The following is a 22,099-nucleotide window of genomic DNA, read 5'->3' on the forward strand; positions in this document are numbered from 1 at the left end:
GAGCATCCTCGATGAAGCGCGTCCTGCTGCTCGCGGCCCTCGTGTGGGCCCCCTTCCTGTCCGTCTTCCTCTTCGCCGCGCTCGGCGACACCAGCGCCCTGCACGTCACGTCCCATGTGTTCGCGCTCGCGCTACTCGTCCCGGCGGTCCGCGTGGCGCTGCTGCTCCGGCGCGAAGGCCCGTCCGGCGTCGGCCTGCTCCTCGTCAGGGTCCTGCTCGTCGCGGTTCCCCTTGCCATCCTCGGGCACGTCCTCGAGCTCGGCACCGCCGTCGTGCGCCTCGCGGAGGACGGCTGGGTCAACCGCGACACGGCCGACATCTGGGTCGAGGGCCCCCACGTGTGGGCGGCCAACATCACCGTGCCGTCGATGATGGTGAGCATGCTCGTCGTGGTGGCCCTGGCGGTGGTGACATCCGTCTCACGCCGACGCAGGCTCGAAACCGCCTGAGCCGAACCGTCAGGCGCCTCAGCTCGTCGGGTCGGGCGGGTCCATCCGCACCGTGACCGGGTCGGGGTCCTTGCGGGCGGAGGCCCGGGCCCGCAGGGCGGCCAGCTCGCGAGCGAGGTCGAGGGCGTCGGTGGGCGCCACGGTGAGCAGGACGCGCCACCGCTCCTCGTGGCCGGTCCCCCCGGGCGATGCGTGCGGCAGCGGCCCGAGGACCGAGGCGGACCCCGGCAGCGGCACCTCGGCGAGGGCGGCCTCGAGCGCCGCCCGGGACCCGGTGAGGGCCGCCATCCGGGCGGTCGGCGGCAGCGAGAGCTCGCGCCGCTCGGTCAGCTCGCGCGCCGCGAACCACGCCGGGTCCCAGCGGACGAGGGCCTCGACGGCGGGGATCGAGACGTCGGTGGGGGCCCCGGCGAGGACGACCCGCCCGCCGTCGGACGCCGGGCGGACGAGGGCCGCCGCGGTCGTCCAGCGGCGCAGGGCCTCCTCCCCCGCCGCGAGGCTCGGCCGCTCGAGGAGCGCCCAGGCGTCGAGGAGCAGGGCCGCGGCGTAGCCCTCGGCGGCGACCGGCTCGGCGCCGGGGGTCGACACGACGAGGCGCGGACCGGGCGCGACGGCATCGAGGACGACGCCGGCACCCGACCGCTCGACGGGGACGCCGGGGAACGCCCGGCCGAGCTCCTCGGCGGTGCGCCGGGCCCCGACGACGGAGGAGCGCAGCCGGGTCCCGCCGCACGAGGGACACGCGAACGAGGTCTCGACCCGCCCGCACCAGCGGCACGCGGGTGGGCCCTGCGGCCCCGCGAGCCCGAGCGGTCCGGCGCAGGCCCGGCAGCGAGCCGGGCGGCGGCACATCTGGCAGGACAGCGCCGGGAGGTAGCCGCGGCGTGGCACCTGGACGAGGACGGGGCCGTGCGCGAGCGCCTCCTTGGCCGTGCGCCACGCGACCGAGGGCAGGTGGGCGGCCGCGACGGCGGGGTCGCGGTCGGCGTCGTGCCCCTCGCCCGCCACCCGGACCGACGGCACCGCGGCCCGCACGACCGCCCGGGTCGCCTCGACCGGGGCGAGCACCCCGGCCTCGACGAGCTCGGCCACCGCGACCGAGCGGGTGTGTCCCGCCGCGAGCACGGCGGCGCCCTCGACCGCCGCTCGGACCAGGAGGACCTCCCGCACGTGGGGGTACGGGGCCCGGGGCTCGTCGAGGAGGTCGTCCCCGTCGTCCCACCACGCGACGAGGCCGAGGTCGTGGACCGGCGCGAAGGCCGCCGCCCGGGTGCCGACGACGACGTCGACGTGGCCGCGGAGCGCCTTGAGGAAGGCGGTGTACCGCGCCTGCGGGCCCTGGTCGGCGGTGAGCCGCGTCATCCGGTCCCTGCCGACCGCGGCGACGACCGCGGCCTCGAGCCGGACGACGTCGCGGTGGTCGGGCACGACGAGAACGACCCCGCGCCCCGCGTCGACCGCCACCCGGGCCGCCGCGGCGAGGAGGGCGGGCCAGTCGGCGCCGGCGGGCCCGGGCAGGGCCAGCACCGAGGCCCGCGGGCTGCCGCCCTCGCCCACGTGGGCGAGGAAGGCCTCGCCGGCCGCGAACGCCGACCACGTCGGGGACGGTGGCTCACCGACGGGCACCGCGTCGCGCTCGGGGCGCTCGACCGCCAGGGCCTTCTCGGCGGTGGCGTGCCGAGGGGGCACCGCGAGCCGCAGCACGTCTCCCAGGGTCCCGGCGTACCGCTGCGCGACGGCCCGCGCCGCCTCCAGCACCGGCGCCGAGAGCACGGCCTCCGGCGAGACGACCCTCCGGATCGGGGCCAGCCGACCGGTGTGCTCGGCCGTCCCGCGACGGGAGAGGACGAAGCCGTCGAGGTCCTGCCCGGCGAAGCGCACCTTGACGCGGACACCCGGGAGCGCCGTGGCGTCCATCGACTCGGGGACGAGGTACTCGAAGGGACGGTCGAGGTGGGCCAGGCCGGTGTCGACCTGGACGAGGGCCACGGGCAGGTGCGCGGAGACGGGGTCGTCGCCGGCGAGCCTGCGCGGGCCACGGCTCGCGGACCGGGGCGTGAGGAGGGTGAGCTGCTCGCCCCCGTCGCCCCCGTCCACCTCCGTCACGGCCCCGAACCTAGCGGAGCCCACCGACCCGGCAAGGGTCGGTGGGCTCCACCTGTGGACGAGGGGTCGTCAGCCGTTGACGGCCTTCTGCAGGGCCTCGACGCGGTCGGTGCGCTCCCACGTGAAGGGGTTGTCGACGCCCTCGACGCTCGTGCGGCCGAAGTGCCCGTACGCCGCGGTCGGCTTGTAGATCGGGCGCAGGAGGTCGAGCTCCTCGAGGATCGCGGCGGGGCGCAGGTCGAACGTCGAGAGGATCGCGGCCTGGATCTTCTCGGCCGGGGCCGTCTCGGTGCCGAAGGTCTCGACGTAGAGGCCGACCGGCTTGGACACGCCGATGGCGTAGGCGACCTGGACCTCGCAGCGGCGGGCCAGGCCCGCGGCGACGACGTTCTTGGCGACCCAGCGCGTGGCGTACGCGGCGGAGCGGTCGACCTTCGAGGGGTCCTTGCCCGAGAAGGCGCCGCCGCCGTGGCGGGCCATGCCGCCGTAGGTGTCGACGATGATCTTGCGGCCGGTGAGGCCGGCGTCGCCCATCGGGCCCCCGATGACGAACTTGCCGGTGGGGTTGATGTAGGCGCGGTAGCTGCTCGTGTCGAGCTCGGTGCCGGCGTCGGCCAGGCCGGCGAGGACCGGCTCGATGACGTGGGTGCGGACGTCGGGCTCGAGCATCCCGTCGAGGGAGATGTCCTCGGCGTGCTGGCTGGACAGGACGACGGCGTCGAGGGAGACGGCGCGGTCGCCCTCGTAGGCGATGGTGACCTGGGTCTTGCCGTCGGGGCGCAGGTAGGACAGCTCGCCGGTCTTGCGGACCTCGGTGAGGCGCTCGGCGAGACGGTGCGCGAGGAAGATCGGCAGCGGCATCAGCTCGGGGGTGTCGTCGCAGGCGTAGCCGAACATCAGGCCCTGGTCGCCGGCGCCCTGCTTGTCGCGGGGGTCGACGCCGCCGCTGCGGTTCTCGAACGCCGTGTCGACGCCCTGGGCGATGTCGGGGCTCTGCTGGCCGATCGACACCTCGACGCCGCACGAGGCGCCGTCGAAGCCCTTGGTCGAGCTGTCGTAGCCGATGCCGAGCACGGTGTCGCGCACGATCTTCGGGATCTCGACGTAGGCCTCGGTCGTGACCTCGCCGGCCACGTGGACCAGCCCGGTGGTCACCATCGTCTCGACGGCGACACGGCTGCGGGGGTCCTGCGCGAGCATCGCGTCGAGGATCGAGTCCGAGATCTGGTCACAGATCTTGTCGGGGTGACCCTCGGTGACCGACTCGGACGTGAACAGGCGTGCGGACACGCGGATCTCCTTCGGTGAACGGGACGACCGCGCCTTCCCGGCCGCGGTCCGCGCGACAATCTACCGGCACCTCCGTCCACCGGTGGACTCCCGTCCAGCGGTGCTCGCGAGCGTCTGCGATCATGGGCCGCGTGTCTGAAGGGTCCACGCGCGAGGCGACGGACGACGTGACGGCCGAGCTGGGCGCCGGCACGTCCCTGCCGCCCGCCCATGCCACGGTGAGTCCGGTCGACGAGGCGCTGGGTCTGCTGACCCGCGCCCAGACGCTGGCCGACCAGCTCCGTGCCGATGCCAACCGCGAGGTCACCGAGGCCCGCGCCGAGGCGGCCCGGCTGCGCGGCGAGTCCCAGGCGGCCAGCCACGAGCTCGAGGATCTGCGCACGAGGCTGTCCACCCACCGGGAGGACGCGCAGCGCCGGCTCGAGGAGACCCGGTCCGAGGTCGAGCACATGCTCGCCGACGCCGCCGACCAGGCCTCCCTCCTGCGCGCGCGCGCCACCAAGGCCAGTGACGAGGCCGTCGCCCTCGCCGAGGAGCAGGCCGGGCAGCGGCTCGCCGACGCCCAGGCCCGCGCCGACGAGGTCCTCGAGCGCGCCCGGCTCGAGCACGAGTCGACGATGGCCCGCCTCGCCGAGGAGGAGCGCACCCACCAGGAGCGCTGGACCCGGGAGCACGAGGCCCACGCCGCAGAGCTGTCGGGCCTGCGCGAGACCACCCTCGCCGACCTCGCCCGGCTCCGCCGCGAGACCGAGGAGTACGCCGAGGAGCACCGGGGCACCGCCGAGCGCGACGTCGCGAGCCGCCTCGGCGAGCTGACGGCGCACGAGGACCGGACCCGCTCCGCGGCGGACGCGCTCCTCCAGGCCGCTCGCGACGACGCAGCGGCCGTCCTCGCCGCCGCCACGGCGGAGTCCGAGTCGGTCATCGCCGCCGCTCAGGCCCACCTGGCGTGGGCCCAGGGCACGGTGCGCGAGATCCTCGAGCGGGCCGAGGCCGAGACGACCGCCCGGGCCCGGGGCCACCACCAGGAGCTCGTCGAGCGCTCGCGCGTGCACCGCCACCGCGCGCAGGCCGTCCTCGGCAGCGCCCGCGCCCGCAGCCACGACCGGCTGGCCGAGGCCGAGTCCGAGTCGACCCGCCTGCGCGAGCAGGCCGAGTCGGTCCTCGCCGAGGCCCTCGCCGACGCCGAGCGCACCCGCGACGCCTCGCAGCGGGAGGCCGAGCGCGTCCTCGCCGACGCCCGCGCCCGCGAGGCCGAGGCCACCGAGCGCGCCGAGCGCCGCCTCGCCGAGGCCGAGCAGGGGGCCCGCCTCGTGCGCGAGCGCACGGCCGAGGACGTCGAGCGGATGCAGCGCGAGGCCCACGAGGCGCACCGGGCGGCCCGCGCCGAGATCGTCCGCCAGTCCGAGCAGGCCCGCGACCGCGCCGACGCCGCCCGCGCGGAGGCCCACGCCGCGGTCGAGCGGGCCCGTGCCGAGGTGCATACACTCGCGGCGCGCCGCGACGCCATCACCGCACAGCTCGGCAACCTGTCCGGCGTCATCGACGCCCTCTCCGTCCCCGAGTCCCCCACCCCCTCCCCCACCCCTGCCCAGGAGTCCTGATGAACCAGCCGGAGTTCCCCACCGTCTTCCGCGGCTACGACCCCGTCCAGGTCGACCAGCACCTCGCCGCGCTCCAGCAGGCCGCCGAGTCGGCCCGCCAGGAGTCGGCGTCGGGGAGCGTCGAGCTGACCAAGCTGCGCCAGTCGCACGACGCCCTCGCCCGCCAGCTCGAGGCCGAGCGCGCCCGCGCCACGGACCTCGAGGAGCAGGCCCGCAAGGTCTCCAGCCCGACCTTCGCCGACCTCGGCGAGCGGATCGGCACGATGCTCGGGCTCGCCGACGAGGAGGCCGCCGCCATCCGGCAGTCCGCGACCGACGAGGTGGGCGAGCACCGCCGCCTCGCCGAGGAGGCCTCCGCCCAGGTCCGCGCCGACGCCGACCGCTACGCCGAGGACGTCCGCTCGCGCGCCGACGTCCAGGCCACCGAGACGGTGACCAAGGCCAAGCAGGAGGCCGACTCCATCATCGACGACGCCGCCCGCGAGGCCGCAGCGCGCCGGGAGGAGGCCGAGGCGTACTTCGAGAAGCAGCGCGCCACCGCCGCCGCCCAGGCCGCCGACTTCGAGCGCACCCTCGGGGAGCGCCGCGAGAGGTCGGCCGCCGAGTTCACGGCCCAGATGGCCAAGCAGGACCAGGCCCTCGCGGCCGTGCAGGAGCGCGCCGACCTCCTCGCCCGTGAGGCCGACGCCGAGCGCGCCTCGCGCTCCGAGGAGGCCACCCGGCTGCTCGAGAATGCGAAGGCCGAGGCGGCCCAGCTCGTCGGGTCCGCCAAGGAGCAGGCCGAGCGGATCCGCCGCGACTCCGAGCGCGAGCTCGCCGCCGCGACGGCCCGCCGCGACAGCATCACCGCCCAGCTGTCCAACGTCCGCAACATGCTCGGCACCCTCGGTGGCGGGGCCGCCCTCGGCGCCCTCGCCGACGCCCCGGTCGAGCACGAGGAGCAGGTGACCGAGGAGGTCGTCGAGGCACCCGCCGACGAGGCGGTCGACACCGACAACACCGACGACGTCGCGGACGACGCCGAGACCCCTGAGGACCCCGAGACTCCTGAGGACGCCCCTGACGAGGCGCCCGAGGCCGAGCAGCCCTCCCCCCGGGGCAAGGGCGGCAAGGGCGAGAAGGCCGGCGCCCGCCGCTGACCCGACGGGTCGGGCTCCTCAGCCGAAGCCGCCGCCGATCCCGGCGATGAGGTCGGCGGGGTTGATGCCGAGGTCGTGCAGCAGCCCGGCGTCGTCGTCGGTGTCGACCTCCTCGGGCAGCTGCGCCTCGGCGCGGTCGGCGAGCTCGTGCTCGTCCCGGCCGCGCAGGGCCTCGATGATCTCCTGCCTGCTCACCTCCACGGTGACCTCCGCTCCTTCGAGGGTGCGGGCCACGGGACGGTGACCCGACGACTGGCCGTCAGAGCAGCGCGATGACCGCGTCCCAGACGGCGTCGGCCACGACCGACTTCGGCGCCGGCCCGACGTCGGTCACGCCGGACGAGCCCCGGCGCAGGATGTGCACGGTGCTCGAGTCCTGGCCGAAGGTCACCCCCGTGCCGACCTCGTTGACGACGAGGAGGTCACAGCCCTTGCGGGCGAGCTTCGCGCGACCGTGGTCGAGGACCGACCCGGACTCGTCGCCGGTCTCGGCGGCGAACCCGACGATGACGGGCGACCTCGCGTCGCCACGGGCGGCGACGAGGCCCGCGAGGACGTCGGGGTTGCGGACCAGCTCGACGACCGGCGCGGAGTCGTCCTCGGCGCCGTCGGGCCCCGTCCCGTGCGACTTCTTGATCTTGTGCCCCGCGTAGACCGCCGGCCGGAAGTCGGCGACGGCGGCGGCCATGACGACGACGTCGGCGTCGCGCGCGGCCGCGGTGACGGCGTCCCCGAGCTCGAGGGCGGTCTCGACGGGCACGACCTCGACCCCGGCCGGCGCCGGGAGCGAGGACGAGGACACGAGGACGACCGAGGCACCGCGGCGCGCGGCGGCCTCGGCGAGGGCGTGGCCCTGCTTGCCCGACGAGCGGTTGCCGAGGAAGCGCACGGGGTCGAGCGGCTCGCGCGTGCCGCCGGCCGACACGACGACGCGGCGACCGGTGAGGTCGCCGCGAGGGGCCTGACGGGGCGTGGCCGAGCCCGCGACCGAGGCGAGCTCGCGCTCGCACACGGCGTACAGCTCCTCGGGCTCCGGGAGGCGGCCCGGTCCGGTGTCGCTGCCGGTGAGCCGTCCGGACGCCGGGGGCACGACGTGGACGCCCCGCTCGCTGAGCGTGGCGACGTTGGCCTGGGTGGCCGGGTGGTCCCACATCTCGGTGTGCATCGCCGGGGCCATGACGACCGGGCAGCGGGCCGTCAGCAGGACCGTGGTGAGGAGGTCGTCGGCCTGCCCCGTCGCGGCGCGCGCGAGGAGGTCGGCCGTCGCGGGGGCGACGACGACGAGGTCGGCCTGCTGGCCGATCCGCACGTGCGGCACCTCGGTGATGTCGGACCACACGTCGGTGTGGACCTTCTTGCCCGACAGCGCCGACCACGTGGCCTCGCCGACGAAGTGGAGCGCCGAGGCGGTGGGGACGACGGTGACGTCGTGGCCGCCCTCGGTGAGCAGGCGCAGGAGCGTGCAGGCCTTGTAGGCCGCGATGCCCCCGGCCACGCCGAGGACGACCCTCACGGGGTCACTCCTCCGTGGGCGTCGAGGTGAGCAGGCCCTCGTTGATCTCGCGGAGGGCGATCGACATCGGCTTCTCGTGGACCTCGGAGTCGACGAGCGGCCCGACGTACTCGAGGAGGCCCTCCTGCAGCTGCGCGTAGTACGCGTTGATCTGGCGGGCCCGCTTCGCGGAGTAGAGCACGAGCGCGTACTTGCTGTCGGCGCGCTCGAGGAGCTCGTCGATCGGGGGGTTGGTGATGCCGATGGGATCGGCCACGGTTCCGGACACGCTGGGACTCACTTCAGCTCGGTGACGGGGGTTGCCATCAATGATACGAGTTCCTCGGCCGCACGACGAACGTCGTCGTTCGTCACCGTGGCGTCGAACTCCTGCGCGGAGGCCAGCTCGGTGCGCGCGGTGGCCAGCCGGACCTCGCGCTCCTCGGCGTCCTCGGTCCCCCGGCCGACCAGCCGGCGGACCAGCTCGTCCCAGCTCGGGGGTGCGAGGAAGACGAAGAAGGCGTCGGGCATCGACGCGCGGACCTGACGCGCGCCCTGGAGGTCGATCTCGAGCAGGGCCGGCCGGCCGGCCGCGAGCGCGTCCTCGACGGGACGGCGGGGCGTGCCGTAGCGGGCCCGGCCGTGGACGACCGCCCACTCGAGCAGCTCGTCCTCGCGGGCCATCCGCTCGAACTCGGCGTCGTCGACGAAGTGGTAGTGCACGCCGTCGACCTCGCCGGGTCGGGGCCGGCGGGTGGTCGCGGAGACCGAGAGCCACACCTCGGGGTGGTGCTCACGGACGTACGCCGCGAGGGTCCCCTTGCCGACGGCGGTCGGCCCGGCGAGGACGGTGAGACGGGACCGTGCTGTCACGACCGCCCGAAGCGGTCGAGGAGGGCGGACACCTGGTTCTGCCCGAGCCCACGGACGCGGCGGCTCTCGGAGATGCCGACCTCCTCCATGATCTGGCGGGCGCGGACCCGGCCGACGCCGGGCATCGACTCGAGCAGGGCCGAGACGCGCATCTTGCCGATGACGTCGTTCGATTTGCCGGTCTCGATGACCTGGGAGAGGGAGGCTCCCGAGTGCTTGAGGCGGTGCTTGACCTCAGCGCGCTCGCGGCGGGAGGCCGCGGCCTTCTCGAGGGCTGCGGCGCGCTGTTCGGGGGTGAGCGGCGGAAGGGCCACGGGTCGTTCCTTCAGGGACGTGCAGGTGCTGGCTGCTCAACACCCGGCGGGACGAATCGACCATATCGCGCAGGTCCAGTGCCGCGCCCCACCCCGGGGCCCGCGGAGCCGTCGTGTCAGAGCGCGGCGCGGACCGCCTCGGCCTCGCGGGTCGCGGCGTCGGCCAGGGCGGCGGCCGTGGGCCCGGCCGTGAGGACCGAGCGCGAGGCGTTGGGGACGACCTGCCCGACCGCGTCGCCGAAGACGGCCCGCAGGTCGTCGGGGCCGGCGCCCTGGGCGCCGAGACCGGGGGCGAGCACGGGCGCAGCGGACCCGGCGAGGTCGAGCCCGAGCCGCGACACGGCGTCCCCGACGGTGGCCCCGATGACGAGCCCGACGTGTCCGAGCTCACCCCGCGACGCGGCGCGGGCGTTGTCGGCGGCCGCTCCGGCGACGACGGCCTCCGCCACGGTGACCCCGTCGCGCACGGCGTGCTGGACGGTGGGCCCCTCGGGATTCGAGGTCAGCGCGAGGACGAAGACGCCGCGGCCGGTCCCGGCGGCGAGGTCGATGGCCGGGCGCAGCGAGCCGTAGCCGAGGAAGGGGCTGACGGTGAGGGCGTCGGCCGGCGCCACCGCGTCGGTGCCGAGGAAGGCCTCGGCGTAGGCGCTCATCGTCGAGCCGATGTCGCCGCGCTTGGCGTCGAGGATCGTCAGGGTCCCGGCCTGGCGCAGCCCGTCGACGGTGCGCTCGAGGACCGCGACCCCGCGCGAGCCGAAGACCTCGAAGAACGCCGACTGCGGCTTGACGACCGCCACCCGGCCGCCGAAGGCCTCGACGCAGGTCATCGCGAAGCGCTCGAGGCCGTCGAGGTCGTAGGCCAGGCCCCACGACTCGACGAGCGCCCGGTGGGGGTCGATCCCGACGCACAGCGGTCCGTGGGCGTCCATGGCGGCCCGCAGCCGCGTGCCGAACGCAGGGGTGGTCATGGCGCAGGGGTCCTCTCGTGGGCGATGCCGACGACGTCGGCGAAGCGGCCGAAGCCGTGGCGGGCGATCTCGGCCTCGAGCTCGTCGACGACGCGCCGGGGCCGGGAGGGGTCGTTGAACGTGGCGGTGCCGACCTGGACGGCCGAGGCGCCCGCGGCGACGAGCTCGAGGGCGTCGCGGCCGGTGCGCACTCCCCCGACCCCGATGAGCGGCGCCCAGGGCAGTCGTCCGGCGCGCATCGCCGCGGTGACCTGCCAGAGGGCGCGCACGGCGACGGGGCGCACGGCGGGGCCGGACAGGCCGCCCGTGACGCCCGCGAGCTGCGGGCGCAGCAGGTCGGTGTCGATGACCATCCCGAGGAGGGTGTTGATCATCGTCAGGCCGTCGGCGCCGGCCTTCAGCGACGCCTCGGCGATCGAGACGATGTCGGTGACGTCGGGTGTCAGCTTCGCGAAGACGGTCGTCCCCGGCGGGAGCTTCTCGCGCACGATCCGCACGACCCGCTCGGAGGACACCGGGTCGCACGCGAAGACGAGGCCGCGGTTCGCCACGTTCGGGCAGGAGATGTTGACCTCGACCCCGACGGCCGCCGCGAAGGCCGGGTGGGCCGCCAGGCGCTCGGCGACGTGGCCGAACTCCTCGGCGGTGTTCCCGGCGATCGACACGAGGACGCGCGCCCCGACCTCGTGCAGCCAGCCGAGGTCCTGGTCGAGGAACACGTCGATGCCCGGGCCCTGCAGGCCGATGGAGTTGAGCATCCCCGACGACGTCTCGGCCATCCGCGGGGTGCCGCGGCCCGCCCGGGGGTCGGCCATGACGGTCTTGGTGACGAACGCCCCGAGCTCGGAGACCGGGAAGAACCGGTGCAGCTCCCTGCCGTTCGCGGCGCAGCCGGAGGCCGTCATCACGGGGTTGGGCAGCGACATCCCGGCGAGGTCGGCGTGCATGTCGACCATCAGTGGCCCCCTGCCCTGGGAGCGCCGAGGGCGTCGTCCGGGACGCGGCAGATGCCGTCGGCGAACGCGTCCCAGCGCACCCGGTCCCCCCGGAACACCGGCCCCTCGACGCAGGAGCGGACCATCCGGGTCACCCCGTCGTTGCCGGTGACCGGCATGACGCAGGTCATGCAGACGCCGACCCCGCAGGCCATCGACTCCTCGACCGCCACCTGCGCGACGGCGCCGTGCGCGGTCGCGATGTCCGACACCGACCTGAGCATCCCCATCGGGCCGCAGGCGTAGACCACGCCGGCCTTCGTGCGGTCGATGACGTCGCCGAGGACGTCGCTGACCCAGCCGCGCCGCCCGGCGGAGCCGTCGTCGGTGGTGACGGTGACGCCGTCGGCGGTGCGCCGCGCCTCGACGACCCCGAACAGCCGGTCCTCGGAGGCGGCACCGAGGACCATCTCGACGTGGCAGCCGCGCTCGCGCAGCGACTCGGCGAGCCAGAACAGCGGTGCCGACCCGTAGCCGCCGCCGACGAGGACGCACGCCACCGGCTCCGCGGGCAGCGGGAAGGGCCGCCCGAGGGGCCCGACGACGTCGACGGGGTCGTGCGGGCGCAGCGTCGTCAGCCACTGGGTGCCCGGGCCGTGCGCCGCGATGACGACGTCGACGGTGCCGCCGAACGTGCCCGAGGGCTTGACCCGGTGGATCGAGAAGCAGCGCCGCAGGAGGTTGGCCGACGTCTCGCCCCCGACGGCGAGCGCCACGAACTGACCGGGCTTCGCGAGCTCGGCCAGGCCGGGCGCGACGACGGTGAGGTGGTGGTAGGCGCCGACCCTGCGGGTGGCGACGAGCTCGCCGGTGACCTGGACGACCCCGCTCACGCCGGGGCCTCCACGCCGTAGAGGTCGAGGGCGGCCGCGTGGTCCTGGAGCGAGGTCACCTCGAGCTCGCCCGTCATCTGCGACTCGATGGCCTGCACGGCCGCGGCGAGCTGCTGCACGGTCGTGATGATCGGGGTGTCGGTGGCCGCTGCGGCCGCCCGGATCGCGTACCCGTCGGCACGGGCGGAGGCGCTCGGCCCGCTCGGGCTGTTGACGACCATGTCGATCTCGCCGGCGTTGATCCAGTCGACGATGCTGCGGCCGTCGTCACCGCGCTCGGCGTGCTTGAGGACGACCTCGGCCTCGATCCCGTTGCGCCGCAGCACGTCCGCGGTTCCCGAGGTCGACACGATCCGGAACCCGAGGTCGAGCAGGCGCTTGACCGGGAAGATGATCGCCCGCTTGTCGCGGTTGGCGACCGAGACGAACACCGAACCCTGGGTGGGCAGCCCGCTGATGGCGCCGAGCTGGGCCTTGGCGAAGGCGCGCCCGAAGTCCTTGTCGATGCCCATGACCTCACCCGTCGAGCGCATCTCGGGACCGAGGAGGCTGTCGACGACGAGCCCCTCCTTGGTGCGGAACCGCTTGAAGGGCAGGACCGCCTCCTTGACCGACATCGGGGCGTGCGCCGGCATCCGGCCGCCGTCGGTGTGCGCCGGGAGGACGCCCTCGGCGCGCAGCTCGGCGATCGAGGTGCCGAGCATGATCCGCGCGGCGGCGTTGGCCAGCGGGACCCCCGTCGCCTTCGCGACGAACGGCACGGTGCGCGAGGCCCGCGGGTTCGCCTCGAGGACGTAGAGGATGTCCTGCGCGAGGGCGAACTGGACGTTCATCAGGCCGCGCACCCCGATGCCCTGCGCCAGCTTGAGCGTGGACTCGCGGACCCGCTCGAGCTCGCCGGCGCCGAGGGTGACCGGCGGCAGGGTGCACGAGGAGTCGCCGGAGTGGATGCCGGCCTCCTCGATGTGCTCCATGATCCCGCCGAGGTACATCTCCTCGCCGTCGTAGAGGACGTCGACGTCGATCTCGATCGCGTCGTCGAGGAAGCGGTCGACGAGCACCGGGTGCTCGGGGCTGGCGACGGTCGCGCGCTCGACGTAGCCCGAGAGGGTCTCGTCGTCGAAGACGATCTCCATCCCGCGCCCGCCGAGGACGTAGGACGGGCGGACGAGCACGGGGTAGCCGATCTCGCGGGCGATCTCGACGGCCTCGGCCGCGCTGTACGCGGTGCCGTGCTTCGGGGCGGGCAGCCCGGCCTCGGCGAGGACGCGGCCGAACGCACCGCGGTCCTCGGCGAGGTCGATGGCCTCGGGTGAGGTGCCGACGATCGGCACGCCCTCGGCCTTGAGCGCCTTGGCCAGGCCGAGTGGCGTCTGCCCGCCGAGCTGGACGATGACGCCCGCGATCGGTCCGGCCTTGCTCTCGGCGTGGACGACCTCGAGGACGTCCTCGAGGGTGAGCGGCTCGAAGTACAGGCGGCTGCTCGTGTCGTAGTCGGTGGAGACCGTCTCGGGGTTGCAGTTGACCATCACGGTGTCGTAGCCGGCGTCGCGCAGGGCGAAGCTGGCGTGGACGCAGGAGTAGTCGAACTCGACGCCCTGTCCGATCCGGTTGGGTCCCGAGCCGAGGATGATGACGGCCGGCCGCTCGCGCGGGGCCACCTCGTCCTCCTCGTCGTAGGCGCTGTAGTGGTACGGCGTGCTCGCGGCGAACTCGGCCGCACAGGTGTCGACCGTCTTGTACACCGGCCGCACCCCGAGGGCGTGGCGCACCCCGCGCACGACCGCCTCGGGCATCGAGCGCAGCGACGCGAGCTGGGCGTCGCTGAAGCCGTGCCGCTTGGCGAGGCGGAGCAGGTCGGGCGTCAGCTCGGGTGCCTCGACGACGTGGTCGGCGACGTCCTCGACGAGGCGCATCTGGTCGAGGAACCACGGGTCGATCCCCGTGGCCTCGTGGACCTCCTCGACCGACAGGCCGCCGCGCAGCGCCTGCTGCACCTGGACGATCCGGCCGTCGGTGGGACGGCGGGCGAGGTCGAGGAGGGCGCGCGCCTCCTCCGTCGTGGGCCGCGGGCCGTCCCAGTGGAAGCTGCTGCCCTTCTTCTCGAGCGAGCGGAGGGCCTTCTGCAGCGCCTCGGTGAAGGAGCGGCCGATCGCCATCGACTCGCCGACCGACTTCATCGTCGTCGTCAGGGTGTCGTCGGCGGCCGGGAACTTCTCGAACGCGAACCGCGGCACCTTGACGACGACGTAGTCGAGCGAGGGCTCGAACGAGGCCGGGGTCTCGCGCGTGATGTCGTTGGGCACCTCGTCGAGGGTGTAGCCGATGGCCATCTTCGCGGCGATCTTGGCGATGGGGAACCCGGTGGCCTTGGACGCCAGGGCCGACGAGCGCGAGACGCGCGGGTTCATCTCGATGACGATGATCCGGCCGTCGGCGGGGTTGACGGCGAACTGGATGTTGCAGCCGCCGGTGTCGACGCCGACCTCGCGGATGACCGCGATGCCGATGTCGCGCAGCCGCTGGTACTCGCGGTCGGTGAGGGTGAGCGCCGGGGCGACGGTGATGGAGTCACCGGTGTGCACGCCCATCGGGTCGAGGTTCTCGATGGAGCAGACGACGACGACGTTGTCGGCGTGGTCGCGCATCACCTCGAGCTCGTACTCCTTCCAGCCCAGGATCGACTCCTCGAGGAGGACCTCGGTGACCGGCGAGTACTGCAGCCCGGCGCCCCCGATCCGGCGCAGCTCGTCGGGGGTGTAGGCGAAGCCCGAGCCGAGGCCGCCCATCGTGAACGACGGGCGGACGACGACGGGGTAGCCGAGGTCGTCGGCGGCGGCGAGCACCTCGTCCATCGTGTGGCAGATGAACGAGCGGGCCGACTCGGCGCCGCAGCGCTGGACGACGCCCTTGAACTTCTCGCGGTCCTCGCCGAGCTGGATCGCCTCGACGTTGGCGCCGATGAGCGGGCAGTCGTACTTCTCGAGGACGCCGCGGTCGTGGAGCTCGATCGCGCAGTTGAGCGCGGTCTGGCCGCCGAGGGTCGCGAGCACGGCGTCGGGCCGCTCCTTAGCGATGATCGCCTCGACGACCTCGGGGGTGATCGGCTCGACGTAGGTGGCGTCGGCGAACTCGGGGTCGGTCATGATCGTCGCCGGGTTGGAGTTCACCAGGACGACCCGGATGCCCTCCTCGCGCAGCACCCGGCACGCCTGGGTGCCGGAGTAGTCGAACTCGCAGGCCTGGCCGATGACGATCGGCCCCGACCCGATGACGAGGACGCTCTTGATGTCGTCGCGCTTGGGCATCTCAGGCACCCCGTCCTTCCATGAGCGTGGTGAACCGGTCGAAGAGGTACGAGGCGTCGTGCGGGCCCGCCGCGGCCTCCGGGTGGTACTGCACCGAGAAGGCCGGGACGTCGAGGCACTCGAGGCCCTCGACGACGTCGTCGTTGAGGCAGACGTGGCTGACCCGGACCCGTCCGAAAGCGGTGTCGCTGTCGCGGTCGAGCGGCGCGTCGACGGCGAAGCCGTGGTTGTGCGCCGTGACCTCGACCTTGCCCGTCGTGCGGTCCATGACCGGCTGGTTGATGCCGCGGTGGCCGTACTTCAGCTTGTAGGTGCCGAACCCGAGCGCCCGCCCGAGGATCTGGTTGCCGAAGCAGATGCCGAAGTACGGGGTGCGGTCGGCGAGGACGCCCCGCACCAGCTCGGCCTGCCGCTCGGCGGTGCTCGGGTCGCCGGGACCGTTGGAGAGAAAGACGCCGTCGGGAGCGAGGGCGCGGACGTCCTCGATGGTCGTCGTCGCCGGAAGGACGTGGACCTCGATGCCGCGCTCGGCCATCATCCGGGGCGTCATCGACTTGATGCCGAGGTCGACGGCGGCGACGGTGAACCGCCGCTCCCCCACCGCGGGCACGACGTAGGCCTCGCTCGTGGCGACCTCCTCGGCGAGCGAGGCGCCCGCCATCGCGGGGGCGGCCGTGACCTGCGCGAGGAGCTCGGGCAGCGGTGCCGTGGCGCCCTCGCCCGAGAAGATCCCGACCTTCATCGCCCCGCGCTCGCGCAGGTGACGGGTCAGGGCCCGGGTGTCGAGCTCGCAGATGCCGACGACGCCCTGGGTGTCGAGCTCGTCCTCGAGGGAGCGCCGCGAGCGCCAGCTCGACGGACGGATCGCGGGGTCGCGCACGACGTAGCCGGCGACCCAGATGCGGCCGGACTCGTCGTCCTCGTCGTTCCAGCCGGTGTTGCCGACGTGCGGCGAGGTCATGACGACGACCTGCCGGTGGTAGCTGGGGTCGGTGAGGGTCTCCTGGTAGCCGGTCATCCCGGTGGAGAAGACGGCCTCGCCGACGGTGGTGCCGCGGTGCCCGTAGGCGCGGCCGGTGAAGGTGCGGCCGTCCTCGAGGACGAGGACGGCGGGCTCCCGGGTGGTCAGCATGTGGTGGGCTCCCCTTCGCGCGCGGTGACGCGTCCGCGCAGGATCGTCGTGTGGACGGCACCGGACAGCGACCGGCCGTGCCACGGGGTGTTGCGGGACAGGGACTGCGAGGCCGCGCGGTCGACGGTGACCGACGCGGCGGGGTCGACGAGGACGAGGTTCGCGGGCTCGCCCTCGGCCACGGGCCGGCCGTGGTCGACGAGGCCGGCGATGCGGGCCGGACCGATCGACATGACCCGGGCGAGGTCGCCCCAGCCGAGCCGCCCGTCGGCGACGAGGAGGTCGTGGACGACGGAGAACGCCGTCTCGAGGCCGAGCATCCCGAAGGCGGCGTCGACGAAGGCGTGCTCCTTGTCGTGGCGGGCGTGCGGCGCGTGGTCGGTGGCGACGGCGTCGATGGTCCCGTCGATGAGCGCCTCGCGCAGCGCCTCCTGGTCCTCGGTCGGGCGCAGCGGCGGGTTGACCTTGAAGACCGGGTCGTAGCCGGTGAGGAGGTCGGTGCCCAGCGCCAGGTGGTGGGGGGTGACCTCCGCCGTGACGCGGATGCCGCGGGCCTTGGCCCAGCGGATGACGTCGAGCCCCTCGGCGGTGCTGACGTGGGCGACGTGGACGCGGCTGTTCGTGTGCTCGGCTAGCATCGCGTCGCGGGCGATGATGCTCGACTCCGCGACGCTCGGCCACCCGGGCAGGCCGAGGCGTCCGGAGACCTCGCCCTCGTGGCAGCAGGCCTGCGGGCCGGCGAGGGCGGGGTCCTGGCTGTGCTGGCTGACGACCCCACCGAAGGCCCGCACGTACTCGAGCGCCCGGCGCATGAGGCGGCCGTCGGCGACGCAGTGGCCGTCGTCGGAGAAGACGTTGACCCCGGCGCGGCTGCGGTGCATGAGGCCGAGCTCGGCGAGCTCGGCACCCTCCAGGCCCTTGCTCACCGCCCCGACCGGCACGACGTCGGCCCAGCCGGCCGCACGCCCGAGGTCGAGGACACGCTCGGCGGCCTCGGCGGTGTCGGTGACGGGGTTGGTGTTGGCCATGGCGAGCACGGCGGTGTAGCCACCGACGGCCGCGGCCCGTGAGCCGGTGGCGATCGTCTCGGCGTCCTCGCGGCCCGGCTCGCGCAGGTGGGTGTGGAGGTCGACGAGGCCCGGCAGGAGGACCAGGCCGTCGGCGTCGAGCCGCTCGGCGTCCGTGGGGGCGTCGACGCGGCCGGTGGCGGCGACGGCGCCGTCGAGGAGGAGGACGTCGCCGGTGCTGGCGGTGCCGTCCTCGGCGTACCAGGTGGCGCCGGTGAGGAGGAGGGGCCGCTGCTCGCTCATGCCGCGACCCCCTCGCCCGCGAGGAGGTGGTAGAGGACGGACATCCGCACCGCCACCCCCGCCGAGACCTGGTCGAGGACGAGGCTGCGGGCGGCGTCGGCGGCGTCGGCGCTGATCTCCAGGCCGCGGTTCATCGGTCCCGGGTGGCAGATGACGGCCTCCTCGTTGGCGTCGGACAGGGCCCGCAGGCGGTCGCGGGTGAGGCCGAAGCCCACCGTGTACTCGCGGGCGGTGGGGAAGAACCCGCCGCTCATCCGCTCCCGCTGGACGCGCAGCATCATCACGGCGTCGGGGCCCGAGGCGAGGACGGCGTCGAGGTCGTCGGTCGTCTCGAGACCCTCGGCGGCCGCCCACGGGCCGATGCCGCTCGGCATCAGCGTCGGCGGTGCGACGAGGGTGACGTGGGCGCCGAGCGTGCGCAGCGTGATCGCGTTGGAGCGGAAGACCCGGCTGTGGGTGAGGTCGCCGACGATGGCGACGCGGGCGCCCTCGAGGTCGCCCAGCCGCTGCTCCATCGTGTAGGCGTCGAGCAGGGCCTGGGTCGGGTGCTCGTGGGTGCCGTCGCCGGCGTTGACGACGCTCGCGTCGACCCACTGCGCGACCTGGTGGGCGGCGCCGCTGGCCATGTGCCGGATGACGAGGGCGTCGACCGCCATCGCGTCGATGGTGCGGACCGTGTCGCGCAGGGACTCGCCCTTGCTCGCGCTGCTGCCCTTGCCGGTGATGTTGATGGTGTCGGCCGACATCCACTTCCCGGCGATCTCGAAGCTGCTGCGGGTGCGGGTGGAGTCCTCGAAGAAGAGGTTGATGATCGTGCGCCCGCGCAGCGTCGGGAGCTTCTTGACGTGGCGGCGCTGCACCTCGTGCATCTCGGTGGCCGTGGCGAGGAGCATGCGCACGTCGTCGCGGGTGAGGTCGGCGCTGGAGAGCAGGTGGCGGTTCACCTCGCGTCCCCTCCGGCGATGCGGACGACGTCGGCGATGCCGTCGTGGCCGGACAGGCGCACCTGCACCTTCTCGGTGTGGCTCGTCGGCAGGTTCTTGCCGACGTGGTCGGCGCGGATCGGCAGCTCGCGGTGGCCGCGGTCGACGAGGACGGCCAGGCGCACCGCGCGGGGCCGGCCCAGGTCGGACAGGGCGTCGAGCGCGGCGCGGATCGTGCGGCCCGAGTACAGGACGTCGTCGACGAGGACGACGACCTTGTCGTCGATGCCCCCGGTGGGGATGCGGGTGGCCATCGGCGCCCGGGTGGGCTGCGAGCGCAGGTCGTCGCGGTGCATGGTGATGTCGAGCGACCCGACCGGGACCTCGGCACCCTCGACCTCGCGGACGAGGTCGACGAGGCGGTGGGCCAGCTCGACGCCGCGGCTCGGGATGCCGAGGAGGACGAGCTGGTCGGCGCCCTTGTTGTGCTCGAGGATCTCGTGCGCGATGCGGCGCAGGGCTCGGGCGACGTCGGCGGAGCTGAGGACGTCGCGACCGCTGGGGTCGAGGGGGTGCCCCGGGGGCACGCTGCTGTCGGCGCGCGTCATCGACGCGGACCTCCTTCCCTGCCTCACGGGACAGGTCGTTAAAGGATGTCTGGCGGGCGCCACTCTAACCGGTGGCGGCGTCGTCCTCCGCGTCGGCCCGCCGGGTGGGACGCGTGGTGCGGGTGGGCCGGAAGCCCGAGCACATGATGCGCAGGTGGGCGATGCGTCCGTCCTCGTCACCGCGGTAGTAGGCCTGCTGCTCGGCCGTGCGCCCGCCGGTCGGGGTGCGCAGCGCCAGGCGGTAGGCGACCCGCTCGGTGTCCTCGACGGGCTCACCCACCTCGACGCCGAGGAGCGCCTCGACCTCGTCGTGGTCCTCGAACCAGTGGCCGAAGAGGGTGGCGACGACGACGTCGGGGCCGGTCCCCTCCCAGGCGCGGCCCGGCGTCAGGGCGCGGAAGTCGACGTCCGGGGCGAGGACGGCGCGCACGGCGTCGTGGTCCTTGGCGGCGACGGCGTGGGCGAGGCGTTCCCCGAGGGTCGGCATGGCTCCGATTCCACCACCGCCGGCCCCGTCGTGTCGATGGTCCGGGCGAGCCCGCGGGTATCAGTGCGGCGTCGTGGGGCTCCTCCCCTGCAGCTTGCCCGGTGGCGGTGTCCACGGAGCGACACGCACATAACGTTTCCCTATGCCAGACCCAACATCATGTGATGGAATGGCGCCACCAACCCGCCGCGTGCCCGTGAGGAGGCCACCGTGCAGACCACCGTCCCGCCCGTCCCCCACCGTGACGCCTCCTGTGCCGACGTGGCCACCGCACCCTCGGCCGCCGGCCACCACGCCGCGCTGTTCCCGCCCCGGGACGCCGACGCCGAGACCTACCGCGCCTGGATCGCCGCCTCGCCCTGGCCCGAGGTCGTCTTCGCGGCCGCCGGCCACCGCTGAGCGACCGTCCCGCCGGTGGTCACCGGGGCCGTCCCCGAGGATGATCGGCGGGGAAGCGGGTGACCGGTCCGGGTCGCCCCCGGACGGAGGGTCGGCCATGGCACACACCTACGGCATCAGCGAGGTCGTCGGCACGTCGACGACCTCGGTCGACGACGCGATCACGACGGCGGTCTCGCGGGCCTCGACGACGGTGCGCGGCCTCGACTGGTTCGAGGTCACCGAGATCCGGGGCCACATCGAGGAGGGCGCGGTCGCGCACTACCAGGTCGGGCTCAAGATCGGTTTCCGCCTCGAGGAGTAGGAGCGCGAGGGCGCCCGCGCCTCAGCGGAAGCGCATGCCCGCCGTCGACGTCGTGTACGCCGGGTAGCTCGTGTTGACCTCGGGGGCGTAGACCCGCGAGGTCACCGTGCCGGCCGCCGTGTTGATCTCGACGAGCCGCACGGGGTTGGTCGTGCTGTGGAACGCCTGGAGGAACGAGACGACCCTGTTGCCGGCGTCGCCGGTGTCGGTGCGCACCGCGGCCTGCCCGACGTGGCCCGAGGCGACCATGACGACGTTGGGGTAGCGCCGCACGAGGTTGTCGTAGAGGAAGCGCGGCGACGTGGACCCGTAGCCCCCGTTGCTCGTGCTGATCGTGCCGTCGCTGTTGAGGTAGGCGTGCGTGTTGACGATGACGTTGTGGTCGGGGTGGCTCGCGACGACCCCCTGGGCCCAGGTCACGACGGCGGGCCGCGCCCACAGCTCGAGGGTGAGGACGAGCCACTTCCGACCGCCCGCGGAGAAGGTCGACCACGAGTTCTCCGAGTGGCCGGCCTCGTAGGTGCCGCCGAGGGCGGGGAACCGGCTCGGGGGGAAGTACCGGTTGAACGTCGAGACGTCGCGGACGGTGACCGAGGTGTTGGCGCCGGGGCAGGCCGAGCCTCCCGCGCAGACGGCGGCGGTGTCGTGGTTGCCGGCCGCCACGCTCCACGGGACGACGGCCTCCAGCGGCCTGATCTCGGTGCTCGCCTTCTGGAACTGCGCCGGGGCGACGTGGCCCCAGCTGCTGAGGTCGCCGATCTGGATGGCGTACCGCAGGTCGAGGCCGGCCTTGTTCGCGACGAGCCAGCTGACCCGGTTGGCGAAGCGGGTCGAGGCCGACGAGCTCGTCTCGTTCTGGGTGTCGGGGATGAGCGCGATCGAGAACGTCGTGTCCGTGCCGGGGGCCGGCGGGAGCGGCGCGGCCGCGGGCGCCGGGCCCGGGGCGATGTAGAACTTGCTCCCGTCGCCCACCCAGCCGTCGGCGGACAGCCCCAGCGTCTGGGCCCGCGTCGCGACCCGGTGGACGCCCCCGCGGGTCAGGCGGTAGACGGCGGTGAGGCAGGACTGCGCGGTGGTCCCGGCGTAGAAGTCGACCCGCTGGCGGGCGTACCCGGAGGCGGCGAAGCGGTCGGCGTCGGCACCGTCGAGGGCCCAGACGAAGTCGCCACCGCGGAACAGGCGCCACACGGGCACGAGGCCGACCCCGGACTGCGTCGCGACCCGTCCGATGACGCCGCGGTCGTCGGTGAAGCCGTACACGTCCATGGCGCTGCGGGCCTCGGTCGCCGACCGGGTCAGCAGGCTCGCCGCGTCGGTCGGGCGCACGAGGTGCCGCGCCTCGGACTGGAAGGCCTTGCAGTCGGCCGTGGCCGCGCTGGCGGTGGACGCGCCGAGCAGCGCCGTCCCGGTGAGGACGACCACCGTCGTCAGGGCGGTCAGGAGGCGGTTCGGGATCGGCGCCATCTCAGCCTCGTCGGTCTCGCGCCGTGGACACGGTCCGGTCACGGCACCGGGACGGGCCCTGCGCCCGTCACCAGCGACGATACCCGGCGCGGGCGCCGAGG

22 protein-coding genes are annotated in these 22,099 nt (G+C 74.2%); 5 read left to right on the forward strand and 17 right to left on the reverse strand.

Annotated elements, in window-relative coordinates; translation table 11 throughout:
- Window positions 1–11 precede the first annotated feature (11 nt).
- Window positions 12–449: a hypothetical protein gene (locus ACFWN3_RS01990; protein WP_377642913.1), complete on the forward strand. Its 438-nt coding sequence runs from the start codon at window positions 12–14 to the stop codon at window positions 447–449.
- An 18-nt stretch (window positions 450–467) separates the two neighbouring features.
- On the opposite strand, the gene ACFWN3_RS01995 is transcribed toward ACFWN3_RS01990, so the two are convergent.
- Window positions 468–2,555, reverse strand: coding sequence for a primosome assembly protein PriA (locus tag ACFWN3_RS01995; RefSeq protein WP_377642914.1), 2,088 nt, complete (start codon window positions 2,553–2,555; stop codon window positions 468–470).
- A gap of 69 nt (window positions 2,556–2,624) precedes the next feature.
- Window positions 2,625–3,845, reverse strand: coding sequence for a methionine adenosyltransferase (metK, locus tag ACFWN3_RS02000; RefSeq protein WP_377642916.1), 1,221 nt, complete (start codon window positions 3,843–3,845; stop codon window positions 2,625–2,627).
- A gap of 131 nt (window positions 3,846–3,976) precedes the next feature.
- Here metK and ACFWN3_RS02005 point away from each other — a divergent pair, with 131 nt between their 5' ends.
- On the forward strand, window positions 3,977–5,449 hold the full coding sequence (locus tag ACFWN3_RS02005) for a hypothetical protein (protein WP_377642918.1): 1,473 nt from the start codon (window positions 3,977–3,979) through the stop codon (window positions 5,447–5,449).
- A complete protein-coding gene (locus tag ACFWN3_RS02010) occupies window positions 5,449–6,588 on the forward strand; it encodes a hypothetical protein (protein WP_377642920.1) in 1,140 nt (379 codons plus the stop codon). Before ACFWN3_RS02005 ends, ACFWN3_RS02010 begins: the two co-directional genes overlap by 1 nt.
- Window positions 6,589–6,606: 18 nt before the next feature.
- On the opposite strand, the gene ACFWN3_RS02015 is transcribed toward ACFWN3_RS02010, so the two are convergent.
- The 14 genes from ACFWN3_RS02015 to ACFWN3_RS02080 all read right to left on the reverse strand — a co-directional run bounded on the left by ACFWN3_RS02015 (window position 6,607) and on the right by ACFWN3_RS02080 (window position 19,831).
- On the reverse strand, window positions 6,607–6,822 hold the full coding sequence (locus tag ACFWN3_RS02015) for a hypothetical protein (protein WP_377642922.1): 216 nt from the start codon (window positions 6,820–6,822) through the stop codon (window positions 6,607–6,609).
- Window positions 6,823–6,847: 25 nt separating this feature from the next.
- Window positions 6,848–8,101: a bifunctional phosphopantothenoylcysteine decarboxylase/phosphopantothenate--cysteine ligase CoaBC gene (coaBC, locus tag ACFWN3_RS02020; protein ID WP_377642924.1), complete on the reverse strand. Its 1,254-nt coding sequence runs from the start codon at window positions 8,099–8,101 to the stop codon at window positions 6,848–6,850.
- Between the two features lie 4 nt (window positions 8,102–8,105).
- Complete coding sequence (gene rpoZ, locus ACFWN3_RS02025) at window positions 8,106–8,369, reverse strand: DNA-directed RNA polymerase subunit omega (RefSeq protein ID WP_377642926.1); 264 nt, start codon at window positions 8,367–8,369, stop codon at window positions 8,106–8,108.
- Window positions 8,370–8,377: 8 nt separating this feature from the next.
- On the reverse strand, window positions 8,378–8,953 hold the full coding sequence (gene gmk / locus ACFWN3_RS02030; RefSeq protein ID WP_377642928.1) for a guanylate kinase: 576 nt from the start codon (window positions 8,951–8,953) through the stop codon (window positions 8,378–8,380).
- A complete protein-coding gene (gene mihF, locus ACFWN3_RS02035; protein WP_377642930.1) occupies window positions 8,950–9,267 on the reverse strand; it encodes an integration host factor, actinobacterial type in 318 nt (105 codons plus the stop codon). Before mihF ends, gmk begins: the two co-directional genes overlap by 4 nt.
- 116 nt (window positions 9,268–9,383) lie before the next feature.
- Window positions 9,384–10,235, reverse strand: coding sequence for an orotidine-5'-phosphate decarboxylase (pyrF, locus tag ACFWN3_RS02040; protein ID WP_377642932.1), 852 nt, complete (start codon window positions 10,233–10,235; stop codon window positions 9,384–9,386).
- The gene (locus ACFWN3_RS02045; RefSeq protein WP_377642934.1) at window positions 10,232–11,191 is read right to left on the reverse strand and encodes a dihydroorotate dehydrogenase; all 960 of its coding nucleotides are present in this window, start codon (window positions 11,189–11,191) and stop codon (window positions 10,232–10,234) included. The genes pyrF and ACFWN3_RS02045 overlap by 4 nt, the downstream gene beginning before the upstream one ends.
- Complete coding sequence (locus tag ACFWN3_RS02050; protein ID WP_377642936.1) at window positions 11,191–12,063, reverse strand: dihydroorotate dehydrogenase electron transfer subunit; 873 nt, start codon at window positions 12,061–12,063, stop codon at window positions 11,191–11,193. Before ACFWN3_RS02050 ends, ACFWN3_RS02045 begins: the two co-directional genes overlap by 1 nt.
- Window positions 12,060–15,371 carry a carbamoyl-phosphate synthase large subunit gene (gene carB / locus ACFWN3_RS02055; protein ID WP_377645501.1) on the reverse strand — a complete coding sequence of 1,104 codons (3,312 nt, stop codon included), beginning with the start codon at window positions 15,369–15,371 and terminating at the stop codon, window positions 12,060–12,062. Before carB ends, ACFWN3_RS02050 begins: the two co-directional genes overlap by 4 nt.
- Before the next feature lies 1 nt (window position 15,372).
- Window positions 15,373–16,503, reverse strand: a complete 1,131-nt coding sequence (gene carA, locus ACFWN3_RS02060) for a glutamine-hydrolyzing carbamoyl-phosphate synthase small subunit (protein WP_377642938.1) — start codon at window positions 16,501–16,503, stop codon at window positions 15,373–15,375.
- The gene (locus tag ACFWN3_RS02065; RefSeq protein ID WP_377642940.1) at window positions 16,497–17,813 is read right to left on the reverse strand and encodes a dihydroorotase; all 1,317 of its coding nucleotides are present in this window, start codon (window positions 17,811–17,813) and stop codon (window positions 16,497–16,499) included. The genes carA and ACFWN3_RS02065 overlap by 7 nt, the downstream gene beginning before the upstream one ends.
- The gene (locus tag ACFWN3_RS02070; protein ID WP_377642942.1) at window positions 17,810–18,757 is read right to left on the reverse strand and encodes an aspartate carbamoyltransferase catalytic subunit; all 948 of its coding nucleotides are present in this window, start codon (window positions 18,755–18,757) and stop codon (window positions 17,810–17,812) included. The genes ACFWN3_RS02065 and ACFWN3_RS02070 overlap by 4 nt, the downstream gene beginning before the upstream one ends.
- A complete protein-coding gene (pyrR, locus tag ACFWN3_RS02075) occupies window positions 18,754–19,344 on the reverse strand; it encodes a bifunctional pyr operon transcriptional regulator/uracil phosphoribosyltransferase PyrR (protein WP_377642944.1) in 591 nt (196 codons plus the stop codon). The genes ACFWN3_RS02070 and pyrR overlap by 4 nt, the downstream gene beginning before the upstream one ends.
- A gap of 64 nt (window positions 19,345–19,408) precedes the next feature.
- Complete coding sequence (locus tag ACFWN3_RS02080; RefSeq protein ID WP_377642946.1) at window positions 19,409–19,831, reverse strand: hypothetical protein; 423 nt, start codon at window positions 19,829–19,831, stop codon at window positions 19,409–19,411.
- Between the two features lie 210 nt (window positions 19,832–20,041).
- Here ACFWN3_RS02080 and ACFWN3_RS02085 point away from each other — a divergent pair, with 210 nt between their 5' ends.
- Together ACFWN3_RS02085 and ACFWN3_RS02090 are read left to right on the forward strand one after the other, a co-directional pair.
- Window positions 20,042–20,230, forward strand: a complete 189-nt coding sequence (locus ACFWN3_RS02085) for a hypothetical protein (protein ID WP_377642948.1) — start codon at window positions 20,042–20,044, stop codon at window positions 20,228–20,230.
- A 97-nt stretch (window positions 20,231–20,327) separates the two neighbouring features.
- Window positions 20,328–20,534, forward strand: coding sequence for a dodecin (locus tag ACFWN3_RS02090; RefSeq protein ID WP_377642950.1), 207 nt, complete (start codon window positions 20,328–20,330; stop codon window positions 20,532–20,534).
- A 21-nt stretch (window positions 20,535–20,555) separates the two neighbouring features.
- On the opposite strand, the gene ACFWN3_RS02095 is transcribed toward ACFWN3_RS02090, so the two are convergent.
- Window positions 20,556–21,998: a metallophosphoesterase gene (locus ACFWN3_RS02095; RefSeq protein ID WP_377642952.1), complete on the reverse strand. Its 1,443-nt coding sequence runs from the start codon at window positions 21,996–21,998 to the stop codon at window positions 20,556–20,558.
- Window positions 21,999–22,099 lie beyond the last annotated feature (101 nt).

Origin of the sequence: Oryzobacter terrae, from assembly GCF_042756445.1 — a bacterium.
Classification (GTDB): Bacteria; Actinomycetota; Actinomycetes; order Actinomycetales; family Dermatophilaceae; genus Oryzobacter; species Oryzobacter terrae.

Bases quoted from the DNA above. Each gene is read 5' to 3' on its own strand.
- ACFWN3_RS02090 (WP_377642950.1), top strand. From the start codon at position 20,328: ATGGCACACACCTACGGCATCAGCGAGGTCGTCGGCACGTCGACGACC.
- ACFWN3_RS02010 (WP_377642920.1), top strand. From the start codon at position 5,449: ATGAACCAGCCGGAGTTCCCCACCGTCTTCCGCGGCTACGACCCCGTC.
- ACFWN3_RS02080 (WP_377642946.1), bottom strand. From the start codon at position 19,831: ATGCCGACCCTCGGGGAACGCCTCGCCCACGCCGTCGCCGCCAAGGAC.
- pyrF (WP_377642932.1), bottom strand. From the start codon at position 10,235: ATGACCACCCCTGCGTTCGGCACGCGGCTGCGGGCCGCCATGGACGCC.
- carB (WP_377645501.1), bottom strand. From the start codon at position 15,371: ATGCCCAAGCGCGACGACATCAAGAGCGTCCTCGTCATCGGGTCGGGG.
- ACFWN3_RS02095 (WP_377642952.1), bottom strand. From the start codon at position 21,998: ATGGCGCCGATCCCGAACCGCCTCCTGACCGCCCTGACGACGGTGGTC.
- pyrR (WP_377642944.1), bottom strand. From the start codon at position 19,344: ATGACGCGCGCCGACAGCAGCGTGCCCCCGGGGCACCCCCTCGACCCC.
- ACFWN3_RS02065 (WP_377642940.1), bottom strand. From the start codon at position 17,813: ATGAGCGAGCAGCGGCCCCTCCTCCTCACCGGCGCCACCTGGTACGCC.
- carA (WP_377642938.1), bottom strand. From the start codon at position 16,503: ATGCTGACCACCCGGGAGCCCGCCGTCCTCGTCCTCGAGGACGGCCGC.
- ACFWN3_RS01990 (WP_377642913.1), top strand. From the start codon at position 12: ATGAAGCGCGTCCTGCTGCTCGCGGCCCTCGTGTGGGCCCCCTTCCTG.
- ACFWN3_RS02045 (WP_377642934.1), bottom strand. From the start codon at position 11,191: ATGGTCGACATGCACGCCGACCTCGCCGGGATGTCGCTGCCCAACCCC.